Raw genomic sequence first — 16,037 nt, 5'->3', positions numbered from 1 at the left:
AACCAGCTAGGGTGAACCGTTATTGACTACGATTGGAGTTATCTCAATCGTAAAAAAGGTGCGCTATATGCACACCTTCTCAATCATAACGAGACAGACTCTTCTATTACATTTGCTCTAGTTTGGCGTAAGCCGTCACCAACCATTTGATACCTTCACCGTTAAAGGCAACTTGAACCCGGCCCTGAGGCCCACTGCCTTCAAAATTAATGATGGTCCCTTCACCAAATTTAGGATGCTTAACCCTAGAGCCTAAACTAAATCCAGTCTCATTAAAGCTCTCTTTCACTGCCGTTTGGCTAAAGCGCCCAGCACTGGTTGGTCTGCTTACTTGCGCTTTCATCCGAACTTCATCGAGACACGTTTCAGGCAGCTCTTTAATGAAGCGAGAGGGTTTATGGTATTTATCTTGCCCATACAGACGGCGCATTTCGGCATAAGTGATGTACAGTTTTTCCATAGCACGAGTCATCCCTACGTAGCATAGACGGCGCTCTTCTTCTAGGCGTCCTGCTTCTTCAGCCGACATCTGGCTTGGGAACATGCCTTCTTCTACACCCACCATAAAGACCATCGGAAATTCGAGACCTTTCGCACTATGGAGTGTCATTAGCTGAACCGCATCATCAAACTCATCAGCTTGCCCTTCTCCAGACTCCAATGCAGCGTGCGTCAAAAATGCCGTTAGCAGGGTCATTTCTTCCGCTTCTTCCGGCTTTTCAAACTGACGGGTTGCGGTCACCAGCTCTTCCAGGTTTTCAATTCGAGCTTTCGATTTTTCACCTTTCTCTTGTTCATACATCGCAAACAAACCAGATGACTTAATCACGTGGTCGGTTTGCTCATGCAAAGGCATGTCGACCGTGTCATCTTCAAGTGCCACAATCAGTTCAACAAAACGACTCAAAGCACTGGCAGCACGCCCCGCTAAGACTTTCTCATCAAGCAAGGCAACACAGGTTTCCCACATGGTTGCACCACGATCACGCGCCGCGAATCGAATGGTTTCTAAGGTTTTATCGCCAATGCCACGGGTTGGCGTATTCACAACTCGCTCGAACGCCGCATCATTATTGCGATTCGAGATCAAACGTAAGTAACTTAAAGCGTCTCTGATTTCTTGACGCTCGAAGAATCGCATGCCGCCATAAATTCGGTAGGGCAAACCCGCTTGTAAAAGTGCTTCTTCCAGTACACGTGACTGGGCATTGTTTCGATACAACATCGCGGCATCATTCAACGCGCCGCCTTTTTCTTGCCACTCTTTTATTTTGCTCACGGTAAAGCGGGCTTCATCAAGCTCGTTGTAAGCGGAATACACCGAGATGGGTTCGCCCTCGACGCCATCGGTCCAGAGTTCTTTGCCCATTCGCTCGGTATTGTTAGCGATCAATGCATTCGATGCTTCAAGAATGGTTTTGGTGGAGCGATAATTTTGCTCCAGGCGAACCGTGTTAACACTGGGGAACTCATGGGTGAATTTTTCAAGGTTCTCTATTTTTGCACCACGCCAACCATAGATTGACTGGTCATCATCGCCCACAATCATTACGTGGCTATCAGGCCCTGCCATCATGCGAAGCCATGCGTATTGAATGTTGTTGGTGTCTTGGAATTCGTCGACCAGAATGTGTTTAAAGCGAGCCTGGTAATGCTCTCGGATGAATTTATTGTCGCGCAATAATTCATGAGCACGCAGTAAGATTTCAGCAAAATCCACCAGCCCAGCGCGATCACACGCTTCTTGATAGGCTGCGTATATTTTCAGGTAGGTTTTAGCAATGGGATCATGGTAAGCGTCAACATGATGAGGGCGTAATCCTTCATCTTTTTTACCGTTTATCCACCAGGATGCTTGTTTCGCAGGCCATTGCTTTTCATCGAGATTTTGCGCCTTAATTAAACGGCGAAGCAATCGCAGCTGATCATCTGAATCTATAATCTGGAAGTCTTCTGGCAGCTTTGCATCCAAATAGTGAGCACGTAGAATTCGGTGACAGATCCCGTGGAAGGTGCCATTCCACATTCCAGATGAACTGCCCATCATCAACTCGTCGATACGCCCACGCATTTCTGCTGCCGCTTTATTGGTAAAGGTTACCGACATAATCGAAAACGGAGACGCTTGCTCTACCGACATCAGCCAGGCTATACGGTGAACAAGCACTCGTGTTTTACCACTGCCCGCCCCCGCAAGAATAAGAAGGTTTTCTAGCGGAGCGGCAACCGCTTCACGTTGTTTATCATTAAGGCCATCAAGTAGTAAGGAAGGGTCCATCACGCTACGCCACTGGTTATTTATACATAAAAAGAGATTATAACCTAAACAACAGCGTCAGATGAGACAAAAACCAACAATTTAATTGTTTGTTTTTTAGCCTTTAAATCAAAGAGATAAATACGAAATAAATAAAAAACGTTAACAAATGGTAAATAAATTGAAAGTTTCTGTGTCGAATATCTATCTTCTCACTTAAGCAAGCTAACACAGCTTGCGACCCAAACTAACGATAAAGTCTGAGGAAATAATAATGAAAAAATCAAATCTTGCTGTTACTGCTGCTGTGACTGGTCTTATTGCTTTAGGTGGCACAATGCTTACGGCTGCACCTGCGATGGCTGCTGAAAAAGAGAAATGCTACGGCGTTTCTAAAATGGGTAAAAATGATTGTGCGACCAAAACCAGCTCATGTGCGGGTACGGCTAAAGCCGACAATCAAAAAGATGCCTTCGTCGTTGTGCCGAAAGGCTTGTGTGGAAAACTGACAGGCGGCAGTACTGAGTCAGCATAAAGCTCAATAGTCTAGTGTTGCTAGGTCTATTTGCTCAACAGGTAGACCTAGCAATAATCAACGTCAGCATTTAACCGCTATATCCAGCATATTAAAAAGTAGGAAGGGATTCGTTTTGACAACCTATCACGATCACATCGGAGTGGGATTAAGAAGCCCGCACATCACCTACTTTCAAGCTCAAGAGCCCGAATTAAATTGGCTTGAAATCCATAGCGAAAACTACTTCCAACCACATTCAGCCCCTCGTCAAAGCTTACGTCGCTTAATGAACGATTATCAGATCAGTTGTCATGGAATCGGTCTGTCGCTAGGTAGTGTCGAACGAGTAAATACTCAGCACTTAGCACTACTCAAACAACTGGTTAATGAAATCAATCCCATCATGGTTTCTGAGCATTTAAGCTGGAGCGAAAACGGGGGGCACTATTTTAACGACTTATTGCCACTGCCTTATACCGAAGAAGCCTTGGCGGTGTTTTGTCGAAACGTGCAAGAGGTCCAAGATGCACTCAAGCGGCCAATTCTTATCGAAAACCCATCAAGCTATCTCAAATTTAATCACTCTACCCTAACCGAGTGGGACTTTCTCACCGAGGTGCAAAAACGTACCGATTGCCGATTGCTGCTCGATTTAAACAATGTTCATGTCTCGGCCTTTAATCATGGTTTTAACAGCCAAACCTACCTAAACGCCATTAACGCGGATATGGTCGACGAAATCCACCTGGCTGGCTTTACGGTTAAACAGTTAGACAAAGGCGAGATTTGGATCGACACACACAGCCAACCCGTCAGCGACGAAGTTTGGGCGCTTTATCAGCAGTGGATCACGAAACACGGCAGTCGTCATACACTGATTGAATGGGACCTCGATTTACCATCGCCAGAAAGACTGCTCCAAGAAGCAGAAAAAGCGAACCAGATCCTGTTGTCTGCGATTTCTTGCAAGGAGGCTTCATGAACACCTCACTGGCTCACGTACAACAACAGTTTGCTAAAGCGTTGCATTATCAAGCAAACGGCGATGAATGCCTGGTTGTAGGCGATCACTTCAGCGCTGATGAACGCATGCAAATCTATCGAAATAATTTCATTATTGGCCTTAGCGAAATATTAGAAGCCACCTATCCCAATATTCTGAAATTAGTGGGAGAAGAATGCTTTACGCAAATGGCACGGCAACACGTACTCACTCAACCGTTAACTTTAGGCGATGTGACGTTTTATGGTGAAGGGTTTTCCCAAACCATTGAACAGTTTCCAAACGTCATCGAAGCCGCGCCCTACCTGACTGAGGTCGCTCGTTTTGAATGGAGCTTAGATACTGCGCAGCAATGCTTTTCGCAGCACCAAGACTCTCGTTCGCTACAGCCTTTAGCAAACCTTGCTCAACTGTCGAGTGATGAGCACAGCCAACTCCAGTTTCACCTTGCCCCTGGTGTGTCACATTTTGCTTCGAGCTGTGCCGTGTTCTCATTGAGTGTCGCCATACAAACAGAACGGTTCGAAGACCTAGATATTCACACACCAGAAGTTGGGGTGATCGCCTGTCATCCTGATGGAGCTGCTTGGAGCGCCAAACTCAATCATGAACCTTATCAATTGCTGATGAACTTACAAAAAAAAGCAACGCTAGCGGAAATTGACACGTCCTTATTGACTCACCTTGAACAACTGATACGCCTAAATTTAGTGGTGGGCTTTACTATTGCCAGCCCTAAGGAGAAGCACCATGAGTAATCAAATAACCAACATTATTGACCCGTACAATACGCTTATCGCTAAGCTACAAAGCGTCTTTGTTCCATTATTGCTGCTGTTTTGCCGACTCTGGGTTGCTTGGACCTTTTTCAATTCGGGTTTGGTGAAAATAGCATCGTGGGAAAGTACCTTGTATCTGTTTGAATACGAATATGTGGTACCACTCTTGCCATGGGAATTGGCTGCCTACACGGGGACGGCAGCTGAACTCATTCTTCCAATATTCTTCGCACTAGGTTTGTTTACAAGACCGATGGCCGCAGTATTATTTGTGTTTAATATCGTCGCCGTTGTCTCTTACCCCTTACTCTGGGAACGTGGTTTCTATGATCACCAGCTATGGGGGCTGATGATACTTATTGTGGTGGTTTGGGGAGCAGGCCCACTTTCTATCGACAAATGGTTGAAACAAAAATTCGCCGATTCATCGACTTAATGACGGCCTCAGATACCACGCCAAGACGTTCACTGTTATTAACACTAAAAAGCCACTCTTTCTGTTATGCAAAGAGTGGCTTTTTTGGTCTATTGTCTCATTTCAGATTGCGCTCTTTATTTAGTGAGCGCTCTTTATTTAGTGAGCAATCTGCCTAAATGTTAAAATATCGGCATTATACTTCAATACCCGCATGTCTTAGCATGGCATCGATCTGAGGCTCACGTCCTCTGAACTGTTTAAACAGCGTCATAGGTTCGTCACTGCCACCCATTTCTAAAATATTATTCAGGAAGCTTTTCCCTGTTTCTTTGTTAAAGATACCTTCTTCTTCAAAACGAGAGAATGCATCTGATGACAACACTTCCGCCCATAAATAGCTGTAGTAACCTGCGCTATAACCACCTGCAAAGATATGACTAAAGCTATGAGAGAAACGATTCCACTCAAGGCTTGGTAATACACTTACCTTTGATTTCACTTCGGCCAAGGTTTCTAAAACACGTGGGCCAACCTCAGGATCAAATTCCGTGTGCAGTGTGAAGTCAAATAAGCCGAACTCAAGCTGACGCATGATAAACATGGCCGATTGGAAGTTCTTGGCTGCCATCATTTTATCCAACATCGCTTTTGGCAGCGCTTCACCGGTTTGGTAGTGACCAGAAATAAACGCTAACGCCTCTTCTTCCCAACACCAGTTTTCTAAGAACTGACTTGGCAACTCAACCGCATCCCAAGGCACACCATTAATACCAGACACGTCGCCCGCATCCACCTGAGTGAGCATATGATGAATACCGTGGCCAAACTCATGGAACAAGGTAACAACTTCATCGTGGGTAAACAATGCAGGCTTATCACCGACGGGTTTATTAAAGTTACACGTTAAATAGGCAACCGGGCTTTGCAGTTCGCCACTTTCGGTCATGCGACGTCCTCGACAATCATCCATCCATGCACCGCCGCGCTTGTGCTCACGCGCATAAAGGTCAAGATAAAAGCTGCCACGAAGCTGTTCGTTAGCGTCAAAGATATCAAAGAAACGAACCGATTCGTGCCATGTATCGACATCTTGGCGCTCTTTTACTGTCATGCCAAACACACGGTTAAGCACTTCAAATAAACCACTGACTGCTTTCGACTCAGGGAAATATGGGCGAAGATCTTCATCTGAAATTTCGAACAAATGCTGCTTCTGCTTTTCGCTATAGTAAGCGATATCCCACAAGTTCAGCTCGGTTACGCCGAACTCTTTTGCCGCAAACTGGCGCAACTCTTCCACTTCTCGCATCGCTTGTGGTTTGGCTTTAACCGCTAGGTCGTTCAAAAAACCAAGCACCTGTTCTGGCGTTTCTGCCATTTTGGTGGCCAATGATTTTTCGCTGAAGGTATTAAATCCGAGCATACGAGCGATTTCATGGCGCAATTTCAGCTGCTCGGCAATCAGATCAGTGTTATCCCATTGACCCGCATTCGGGCCACGGTCAGACGCGCGAGTCACGTAAGCTTGGTAAAGCTCTTCACGCAGCGCCTGGTTATCACAATACGTCATAACCGGAAGGTATGACGGTATATCTAGCGTCAGCAAGTACCCTTCAAGTTCTTTCGCTTCTGCTGTGGCTTTCGCTGCTGCAATAGCAGACTCTGGCATGCCCGCAAGCTCGCTCTCATCGGCAATCAACTTGCTCCAGCCCATTGTTGCGTCGAGAACATTATTCGAAAACTGGGAGCCCAGCTCTGACATGCGCTTACTAATTTCACCGTAGCGGTGCTGCTCATCCGCTGGCAAACCAATACCGGAAAGCTCAAAGTCTCGCAATGAATTGGTGATGCACTTTTTCTGCGCGTGCGTCAGGGTGTCAAACTCATCGCTCGCCTGAATACGCTGGTACGCTTCAAACAGCCCTTTGTGCTGACCGACCCATGTGCCGTATTCCGATAAAATCGGTAAGCAACTTTCATACGCTTCGCGAAGCTCTTCGCTATTCATTACCGAGTTTAAATGGCTCACTGGCGACCATGCACGACCCAGCTTATCGTCGGCTTCTTCAATTGGTGCAATCAGGTTTTGCCAACTAGGGTTGCTATTGTCTTGTAAGACTTGTTCAATTTTTTCACGGCAATCAGCAATTAATTGTTCAACGGCTGGCTTTACATGCTCAGGCTTGATCTGAGAAAAGGGCGGTAAATCAGTGAAAGTTAATAGCGGGTTCGACATAAGCAATCCTTTTGACGGTGAAGCTAATTAGTAAGAGACAAAGCAAGTGTGCTGATCTCGAAATTTGTTATTTATAGTAAATACTAAATATAGGTAGGTTATGGAAATTTCAATAGTGGCGTATAATCCTCTTAACAGTATATTTCAATTATGCGCACTTTATCGATGAGTGTTTGAGAGTCTAATTTGCTAAGTTATCGCCACAGTTTTCATGCCGGCAACCATGCCGATGTTGTTAAGCACATCGTTCAGAGCTTAATACTGAACGCCTTACAACAAAAAGAGAAGCCATTTGTCTATCACGACACGCATTCTGGGGTAGGCCGTTATGACCTGACTCACGAATGGTCAGAGAAAACCAGCGAGTACAAACAAGGTATTGCGCGTCTTTGGGCGCAAGAGAATATCCCTGAGGATATCCAAAGCTACCTAGACGCCATCAAACAATTGAATGACAGTGACACGCTGCGTTATTACCCAGGTTCGCCTTGTGTTGCCCGTGCTCACCTACGCCCTCAAGACCGAATGGTACTGACCGAACTGCATCCAAGCGACTATCCCCTGTTGGAGCAAGAGTTTCATCGTGATCGCCAGGTGAGAATTTATAAAGAAGATGGGTTTCAACGCCTAAAAGGCAGCCTTCCACCTAAAGAACGCCGTGGTTTAGTCTTGATTGATCCCCCTTATGAACTTGCTAAAGAATATCGAGATGTGGTCACGGCCATTGCTCAAAGTCACAAGCGTTGGGCGACAGGGATTTACGCGATCTGGTACCCTGTAGTGAATCGCTGTGATATTGAAGATATGATTGAGGGCTTGGAAGGCCTAGGCATTCGTAACATACTGCAAATTGAGCTCGGCGTTTCACCGGATACCAATGAGCGTGGAATGACCGCATCGGGTATGATTGTCATCAACCCTCCATGGAAGCTGGAAAGCCAAATGAAAGAAATTCTACCTTTCTTAAAAGAGGCGATTGCACCAGCAACAGGACACGTTAAAGTCGATTGGATTGTGCCAGAGTAAATGGTATGAAATCATTCATTCGAACATAAAGACTTATAATAAATTAGAGAAAGGAAGAATAATGGCAACTCATTTTGATTATATCTGTATCGGCGGCGGCTCTGGCGGTATTGCCTCTGCGAATCGCGCGGCTATGCACGGCGCTAAAGTTGCACTGATTGAAGCTCAAGATCTTGGCGGAACCTGTGTGAACGTTGGTTGTGTTCCTAAAAAGGTCATGTGGCATGGCGCTCAAGTTGCTGAAGCCATTAACTTGTATGCAGAAGATTACGGTTTTGATGTTGAACTGAAAGAGTTCAAGTGGAACAAAATGATCGAGAGCCGCCAAGCGTACATTGGCCGTATCCACGAATCTTACGATCGCGTTTTAGGTAACAACAAAGTTCATGTGATCAAAGGTTTTGCGCGTTTTGTTTCTGAACAAGGTGTCGATGCCAAAACGATTGAAGTGAACGGTGAACACTACACGGCGGATCATATTCTTATTGCTGTGGGTGGCCGTCCGACCATTCCAAACATCCCAGGTGCTGAATACGGTATCGATTCAAACGGCTTTTTCGATTTGAAAGAGCAGCCTAAACGTGTGGCAGTGATTGGTGCTGGTTACATCGCCGTTGAAATTGCAGGTGTACTTCACGCGCTAGGGACAGAAACGCACTTATTCTGTCGTAAAGAAACCCCTATTCGCAGCTTTGACCCAATGATCATTGAGACACTGGTTGAAGTGATGAACACCGAAGGCCCAACGCTTCATACCAACTCGGTTCCAAAAGAAGTGACTAAAGAAGCCGATGGTAGCCTGACCCTTCACCTAGAGAACGGCAACAGCCAAAATGTCGATGAGGTGATTTGGGCTATTGGCCGCCATCCAGCAACGGATGCTATCAATCTTGAGGCGACAGGCGTTGCAACCAACGATCGCGGTTACATCAAAGTTGATGAGTACCAAGAAACCAATGTGAAAGGTATCTACTGTGTTGGCGACATCATGGAAGGCGGTATCGAGCTGACTCCTATCGCGGTTAAAGCGGGTCGTACGCTGTCTGAAAGACTGTTCAATGGCCAAACCAACGCCAAAATGGATTACGATCTTGTTCCAACCGTTGTCTTTAGCCACCCACCTATTGGCACCATTGGCCTAACGACTCAAGAAGCGGAAGAGCAATACGGCAAAGAGAACGTTAAAGTCTACACCTCTGGTTTTACGGCGATGTACACCGCGGTAACCAAGCACCGTCAACCTTGTAAGATGAAGCTTGTCTGCGCAGGAGAAGATGAAAAAGTCGTGGGCCTGCACGGTATCGGCTTTACAGTAGACGAAATGATCCAAGGTTTCGCCGTTGCAATGAAAATGGGCGCAACCAAAGCCGACTTTGATGCAGTCGTGGCGATTCACCCTACTGGTAGCGAAGAATTTGTAACGATGCGTTGATCGAACAATACTCAACGATGCAATGCAAAAGGGCTTAAGTTTTCACTTAAGCCCTTTTTTATCATTCAACCTTGAATCATTTACTGGATTAACTTTATCGAGCCGTCGATGTGCACATCTCGCTGAGGGAATGCGATGACAATACCCTCTTGCTCTAACAACTCATCCAATCTAAATCGGATCTGACTTCGGCTGCGACGCAAGCCACCTTCAACCTGTGAATCTATCCAATAAATAACTTCAAAGATAAGTGCATTATCACCAAAGTCTTCAAAAGAGACAAAAGGAGCGGGCTCGGTCAATACCTCTTTCTGCTCGGTTGTGGCTTGTAAAATTAAATCCGCGACCTTTTTCGCTGGTGAACCATAGGCAACCCCAATACGTACCGAAGTTCTGACTAGCCTATCTACTAGCGTCCAGTTCACCACGGTATTCTCGAGTAGTTTGCTATTTGGGATCAGTAAATGAACACCATCCACACGACGAATACGTGTAGAACGCGTATTTATCTGCTCCACAACTCCCTTGGCATTTTCAACTTCAAGAAAATCACCAATACGTATCGGCCGTTCCCACATGAGTATCCAACCGCTAATGAAGTTGTTAATTATGTTTTGGGCGCCAAAACCAAAGCCAATCGCTATTGCTCCGGAAAGAAAAGCAAAGGCTGTGATTGGCACATTAATAAAGTCCAACGTGGTAATGATGAGTATGCCAATTGCAATAACATACAAAACACGTTGCAATAAATGTATGACATTGGGGTCTGTTTTTTTACTGGTCAATCGTCTGGTAATGGCACGGACTGCGTATTTAGTCACGACAAAACCGATGATCAATACCGCCGGAATCAGCAAAATATCACCCAGAGAAACGGGCTCGCCCGAGACTGTGATGACATTGTGCGCCAATACACTTTTTATTTCTTCAAACACCCACTACTCCTTCATTGCTAAGGTTACGAACCGATAAACACTTTAGAGGGATCGACCAAGCAACGATCGCCCATTGCTTCACGCCCAAAGAGCATTAAATAACTCATATCAGAACGATCCGTTAAGGTAATCTCAATAGGCCAAGTTTGCTCACCTAACACCATGGATGTCTTTATGACATAACGCTCTTCAACTTCACCATTTGACGATTTTACATTTCTAATGTCATTAATCGCGGCAACACAACTCACGACTGTATCTACATTATGAACGTCAGGGTGAATATCAAAGCTTACGTGCGGTTTACCGTTCTCTTTTATCTTCACAATATTATCAACATGCAATGACGAGGTTTTTGCACCAGTATCAACACGAACGTGCATGTTTTCTATCGACAAATCGGGAAGTGCAATCGACTCCAATCGACCGATAACGATTTTTTTTGTTTTTGGCATAGCATTAGCCTTCTTTCGTCGGGATTAAATCATCAATAACATTTTCAATATGTTCGGCGATATCTTCGTCATCTTCTGAAAAATACGCGATATGGAACATCGCTTCGCCTTCTTGTACTAAGGGGATATTTTGCTGACCAATAATAATGCCGGAACGGCTGGCAATCACTTTGTCGATAATATCGCCATAAGGGCTGCCAATGTCGGCCAAAACATCGCCTTTTACTACTTGCTCACCAAGATCAACCTTATGATTCACAATACCACTGGCATTGGCTCTGAGCCATTGACTGCCATTGGCAATAAACGGTTCTTTTTTCAACTTTTTAGACCTTGCTGAGCGTCTCAACATCCCTAAATGCTTGAGGACATTCACGATTCCTTTCATACCAGCTCGAATCGAAAACTCATCAAATCGCAGCGCTTCTCCTGCTTCATAAAGCAGAACTTTGGTTTGATTCTTCACGGCAGATTCACGCAAAGATCCGTCGATAATATTCGAGTTCAATACGACCGGTACACCAAACTCTAGCGCGAGCTCTTTGGTTTCTGGATCTGAAAGATTGGCTCTAATTTGCGGTAGGTTCGAACGGTTTATCGCCCCCGTATGCAAATCGATACCATAGTCACAATGCTTAACGATCTCATTAAGGAAAATATGCGCTACTCTGCCAGCCAAAGAGCCTTTAGCCGAACCAGGAAAGCATCGGTTAAGATCGCGTCTATCAGGCATATACCGGCTTTGGTTCACCACACCATAAACATTGACCATAGGTACAGCAATCACGGTGCCACGCGTCAACTTTAGCTTTCTTTGGCTAATAAGACGTCGAATAATTTCGATCCCATTGAGCTCATCACCATGAACCGCAGCGCTAATGAAAATCGTTGGCCCTGGTTTCTTGGCGCGAATAATATAAACCGGTAATGACACATTGGCATCGGTATAGAGTTTCGCAACAGGTAGTTCAATTTTACGCTGTTCACCGGGCAGTATTTCAAATTCACCAATTCTTAGTGTGTGCATAATGTTCTCAATATCCGTGTAACCATGACGATAGAAACTTAATGAACGCATAGGGTTAAAGAGTCAGTAGTGAAAGAGCCAGTGATTTAATGACCAGCTCTTCATTTTTTCCTGTGAGTGTTTAACCTTTGCCGCGTGTTTTATTGTGGTGCGGTTTCGCGCTTTTCTCAATAAAGCTAAAGACCATGCCTGCCACGTCTTTTCCTGTGGCGGTTTCGATGCCTTCAAGCCCTGGTGAAGAGTTCACTTCCATAACCATTGGGCCACTTTGAGAACGAAGTAAGTCGACACCACAGAAATTCAACCCCATCACTTTGGCTGCATTAACAGCGGTTTCGCGTTCTGCTTTGGTGAGTTTCACGACTTCAGCCGAACCACCTCGGTGTAAATTAGAACGGAATTCACCTTCTGCGCCCTGACGTTTCATAGCCGCAACCACTCGGCCACCGACAACTAGGCAACGAATATCAGCACCACCCGCCTCTTTGACGAACTCTTGTACTAAGATATTCGCTTTCAGCCCCATGAACGCTTCAATGATGGCTTCTGCCGCTTTTGCGGTATCGGCCAAAACCACCCCAATACCTTGTGTTCCTTCCAGCAACTTGATCACCACGGGTGCACCACCAACGTTTTTGATTAAGTCTTTAATATTGTCTGGCTTGCTAGCGAAACCCGTTCTTGGCAAACCAATGCCTTTACGAGATAACAATTGCAATGAACGCAACTTGTCACGAGAGCGGCTGATTGCCACCGATTCGTTAACGTTAAATGTGCCCATCATTTCAAACTGTCGCGCAACCGCGGTTCCGTAAAAAGTCACAGAAGCACCAATACGAGGAATAATCGCATCGTACATTGGCAGTTCTTCACCGTGGTATCGAACAGTTGGGCGGCTGCTCGTAATATCCATATAGCAGTGCAAGGTGTCGATAATATCAACTTCATGTCCCATGGCTTCGCCCGCTTCTTTTAGTCGGCGAGTTGAGTAGAGATTTGGGTTTCTTGAAAGAATGGCTATTTTCATGGAATGTGCCTTTTTAGTCTGCGTATATTGGCTAGTGATTTGATTTTCGGGAAGTGTATAGTGGGTATCGAAAACAATAAAACGATAAATTATTGTCGGTTTAATAAAAAAAATCGATTAGACAAGGGGTTTATGTATGAAAATCGAACTATTGACGACCTTTTTGGAAGTAGCCCGTACGCTGCATTTTAGAGTCGCATCCGAAAACTTATATCTAACCCAGTCAGCGGTGAGTGCAAGAATCAAATTACTTGAGGAAGAGTTAGGGGTCTTGCTCTTTGACCGCAGCCACAAAAACTTAAAAATGACCGCGGAAGGTCATCGCATGATTAAGCACGCCAACGACATGATTTTCATGTGGAACAAAACCAAGCAAGATGTGGGCATAGCCGAAAATGATGCTCACCAATTGGTGATCGGCTCAGTGATGTCCATTTGGGATATCGTACTTCAAGGGTGGCTAAAGAAAATCCATCGCAACATTGATGACGTGAGCTTGTACACAAGTACCTATTCCCCCACCGAGCTTCGAAAAAATGTGTTGAATCGCTTGATGGATGTGGCGTTTCTATTCGAACCTCCGTTTATTGACGATATGAAAACTGAAAAGGTAGCAACGGTCCCTTTGTACTTAGTCACCACACACCAAAATACCCAATACCAAGATTTACTGCTCGATGATTACATCGTGGTCGATTATGGTGAATCGGTAAATAGCCAGCATACTCGGGCCTTTAAAGATGTTGGGGCTGCAAAACACCACATCAATCAACCTAGGGTGGCGTTAAACTTTATTTTGGATGCCGGAGGAAGTGCCTACTTGCCTAAACAAATGGCGTTTGAATATGTTTCAAACGATCGATTGTTTATTGTTGAAGATGCGCCTATCTATTCTCGTGAAATTTATGCCATTTATCTCGCAAAAAGCCATAAAGTCGAACTGATAGAGCAGGCGCTGCATTTATTTCCAGGTGTCGAGATCTAGCTTTTGCTTAGAACCAATTTTTCTTTTTGAAAATCCAAACTTGAATGGCGACGACACCCATCAACAGCAATGTGAAGATAGCAAAAGAAGCACTATTTTCTGCACCGGGGATACCACCAACATTGATCCCTAACAGCCCAGTCAGAAAGCCCAAGGGTAAGAAGATCGCAGCAACAATTGATAACACATACATACGATTGTTCATCTGCTCAGCAAGGCGATTACTCAGCTCTTCTTGACTCACCGCGGCTCGGTCTTTTATCGAATCTAAATCTTCAATATAGCGAACCAAGTGATCGAGCGTTTCCCGCAGTTGAATTTTTTCTTCCATTGAAAACAGAGTGATTTTTTCACTGAGCAATTGCAGCATCGCTTCTTTTTGTGGCGCGAGATACCGCCTTAAAGAAATAATTTGCCGACGCAAAACAGAGAGATCATTACGCAAACTATAATTGGTCGCAGTGATGATATTCTCTTCAATATCCGCCACTTTTTCTTCTATCTCGTTGATGGTTTCACTCATTCTCGAAATGAGCTTCTCGGTTAAATCAATGACGAACTTTGGTGGTGAACCAGGCCCACTTCCTTGCTCAAATTCATTGGCAATATCTAGCGTTGAAAGCAATTTACGGCGACGGGTGCTGATTACTTTGTTTTTTGTTACCCACAAACGAATAGAGACCATATCTTCGGGGTTACTGCCTGCCGCTAGATTTACCCCCCTTAGTGATATCAATAACCCATCACCCAGCACCGTTGTCCTTGGCCGCGTTTCCTCGTTGAGAAGCGCATCAATCACAATCGAGTTTAGCTGGCTGTGCTCTCTGAGCCATTCGATGGTCGCTTCCGAGGTGTAATCAAAATGAAGCCAGTGTGGTCTATCAATATTGACTATTGAGTCAGGTGCAATCTTTTGGGAGTCTCCATTGTGATCAAAATAGAAACCATATACGACATCAGGAATTTGCATTATCTACCTTTACAATAGTGTATAGAAAAGAGAGCTCGATACCGAAAAACGCTCACTGCTAACTGCTAACTGCTAACTGCTAACTGCTCACTGCTAATTGAGTTAAGACGTGAAAATAAATGAAAGGTTTAAAGACGAATCCATGACCCTTTTCTTATTTATCATCAGCAATTTCACATTAACAACTTAACGCGACTAATACCCGACTAATGTTACTTTTCCTTGCTCAGAGTCTCCTATTTCACACGAAAAGTCGACTCGCTCTTCGGGGCCCTTTGCAAACAGCTTTTCCAACTTTTCAAAGGTATGGGGCAGCAAGCTAACACTCTTTAGACGTAAGCTTTTTTTGGTCCGATTATCTAAAAAGGCTAAGGCTGTATCCGTTAGGGTTTTATGACATGAGTCTAATATCTCTTTACTGACAACCCGACTATCAAGGGCATGCTGAAAGTCTTTTTCTGTCAATTTTTTATTCCCTTGGGCAAACAAGCAGATGGCTTGCAGATCAAGTAATGCAATGGTTTTGGGTTTTTGAGTTTCGCTATCCACATACATAGCCATCAAGCATGGCAGTTTAGTTTCATCAAACTCTTGAGGGTGGATCATATACAGCGTCATATCATCAGAAACGATACGCTGCATGTGCTTTTCAAGCTGAGACACTTGAGGAAGAGCAAGGTCGCCTTGATATTCTGTCGGCTCACCCAACATGCCTTTGTCGCCTATCGTGGTGGTCAGCGGGCGAAGGTGCTGATGTAAATCCTCATCTTCAAACGGTTTCGACTGTACAAATAACGCGCCTGCATTCTGTGCTTTAACAATCAACTGCTCATCATCGACCATGGTTATCATCGCGGTCTTGATATCTGGATTGCGTTCGGTGACTATTTCAATCAACTCTAGCCCCGTCATCCCTGGCATGTACCAATCGGTCAAAAGGATATCGGGCTTCCAAGATCGGAAGAGCGGT

The 16,037-nt window shown here is 44.9% G+C and carries 15 protein-coding genes; 7 read left to right on the top strand and 8 right to left on the bottom strand.

The features are described from left to right. Nucleotides 1-106 precede the first annotated feature (106 nt). Complete coding sequence (uvrD, locus tag ACP45E_RS02105; protein ID WP_026026509.1) at nt 107-2,281, bottom strand: DNA helicase II; 2,175 nt, start codon at nt 2,279-2,281, stop codon at nt 107-109. Between the two features lie 250 nt (nt 2,282-2,531). On the opposite strand from uvrD, the gene ACP45E_RS02100 reads away from it, so the two are divergent. The 4 genes from ACP45E_RS02100 (at nt 2,532) to ACP45E_RS02085 (ending at nt 4,992) form a co-directional block, all read left to right on the top strand. Continuing rightward, the gene (locus ACP45E_RS02100; RefSeq protein ID WP_017035996.1) at nt 2,532-2,792 is read left to right on the top strand and encodes a BufA1 family periplasmic bufferin-type metallophore; all 261 of its coding nucleotides are present in this window, start codon (nt 2,532-2,534) and stop codon (nt 2,790-2,792) included. 115 nt (nt 2,793-2,907) lie between these two features. Next, nucleotides 2,908-3,756, top strand: a complete 849-nt coding sequence (locus ACP45E_RS02095) for a DUF692 domain-containing protein (protein WP_017037211.1) — start codon at nt 2,908-2,910, stop codon at nt 3,754-3,756. Further along, nucleotides 3,753-4,535, top strand: coding sequence for a DNA-binding domain-containing protein (locus tag ACP45E_RS02090; RefSeq protein ID WP_017037212.1), 783 nt, complete (start codon nt 3,753-3,755; stop codon nt 4,533-4,535). Before ACP45E_RS02095 ends, ACP45E_RS02090 begins: the two co-directional genes overlap by 4 nt. Beyond that, nucleotides 4,528-4,992 carry a DoxX family protein gene (locus tag ACP45E_RS02085; RefSeq protein WP_017037213.1) on the top strand — a complete coding sequence of 155 codons (465 nt, stop codon included), beginning with the start codon at nt 4,528-4,530 and terminating at the stop codon, nt 4,990-4,992. The genes ACP45E_RS02090 and ACP45E_RS02085 overlap by 8 nt, the downstream gene beginning before the upstream one ends. A 175-nt stretch (nt 4,993-5,167) precedes the next feature. Here the strand turns inward: ACP45E_RS02085 and prlC are convergent, their stop codons facing one another. Continuing rightward, a complete protein-coding gene (gene prlC, locus ACP45E_RS02080) occupies nt 5,168-7,210 on the bottom strand; it encodes an oligopeptidase A (protein ID WP_017035992.1) in 2,043 nt (680 codons plus the stop codon). 186 nt (nt 7,211-7,396) lie between these two features. Here prlC and ACP45E_RS02075 point away from each other — a divergent pair, with 186 nt between their 5' ends. Together ACP45E_RS02075 and gorA are read left to right on the top strand one after the other, a co-directional pair. After that, the gene (locus ACP45E_RS02075) at nt 7,397-8,236 is read left to right on the top strand and encodes a 23S rRNA (adenine(2030)-N(6))-methyltransferase RlmJ (RefSeq protein WP_017037215.1); all 840 of its coding nucleotides are present in this window, start codon (nt 7,397-7,399) and stop codon (nt 8,234-8,236) included. Nucleotides 8,237-8,297: 61 nt separating this feature from the next. Further along, a complete protein-coding gene (gene gorA / locus ACP45E_RS02070; protein WP_017037216.1) occupies nt 8,298-9,668 on the top strand; it encodes a glutathione-disulfide reductase in 1,371 nt (456 codons plus the stop codon). Between the two features lie 80 nt (nt 9,669-9,748). On the opposite strand, the gene ACP45E_RS02065 is transcribed toward gorA, so the two are convergent. From ACP45E_RS02065 to rimK, 4 genes are all read right to left on the bottom strand, one after another. Continuing rightward, a complete protein-coding gene (locus ACP45E_RS02065) occupies nt 9,749-10,603 on the bottom strand; it encodes a mechanosensitive ion channel family protein (protein ID WP_017035989.1) in 855 nt (284 codons plus the stop codon). Nucleotides 10,604-10,626: 23 nt separating this feature from the next. Beyond that, nucleotides 10,627-11,058, bottom strand: a complete 432-nt coding sequence (locus tag ACP45E_RS02060; protein ID WP_017037217.1) for an ATP-dependent zinc protease family protein — start codon at nt 11,056-11,058, stop codon at nt 10,627-10,629. A 4-nt stretch (nt 11,059-11,062) separates the two neighbouring features. Beyond that, nucleotides 11,063-12,085: a succinylglutamate desuccinylase/aspartoacylase family protein gene (locus tag ACP45E_RS02055; RefSeq protein ID WP_017037218.1), complete on the bottom strand. Its 1,023-nt coding sequence runs from the start codon at nt 12,083-12,085 to the stop codon at nt 11,063-11,065. A 121-nt stretch (nt 12,086-12,206) separates the two neighbouring features. Beyond that, nucleotides 12,207-13,112, bottom strand: coding sequence for a 30S ribosomal protein S6--L-glutamate ligase (gene rimK / locus ACP45E_RS02050; protein ID WP_017035986.1), 906 nt, complete (start codon nt 13,110-13,112; stop codon nt 12,207-12,209). Between the two features lie 136 nt (nt 13,113-13,248). On the opposite strand from rimK, the gene ACP45E_RS02045 reads away from it, so the two are divergent. Further along, nucleotides 13,249-14,097, top strand: coding sequence for a LysR family transcriptional regulator (locus ACP45E_RS02045; protein WP_017035985.1), 849 nt, complete (start codon nt 13,249-13,251; stop codon nt 14,095-14,097). A 7-nt stretch (nt 14,098-14,104) separates the two neighbouring features. Here ACP45E_RS02045 and zntB read toward each other — a convergent pair whose 3' ends face one another. Together zntB and ACP45E_RS02035 are read right to left on the bottom strand one after the other, a co-directional pair. Next, a complete protein-coding gene (zntB, locus tag ACP45E_RS02040) occupies nt 14,105-15,067 on the bottom strand; it encodes a zinc transporter ZntB (protein ID WP_017037232.1) in 963 nt (320 codons plus the stop codon). Between the two features lie 195 nt (nt 15,068-15,262). After that, the coding region (locus ACP45E_RS02035) for a response regulator (protein WP_069584647.1) at nt 15,263-16,037 on the bottom strand (775 nt) is incomplete at its 5' end.

Origin of the sequence: Vibrio genomosp. F10 str. 9ZD137 (genome assembly GCF_049974785.1) — a bacterium.
GTDB lineage: Bacteria > Pseudomonadota > Gammaproteobacteria > Enterobacterales > Vibrionaceae > Vibrio.
This window is presented reverse-complemented; position numbering and strand designations above follow the sequence as displayed.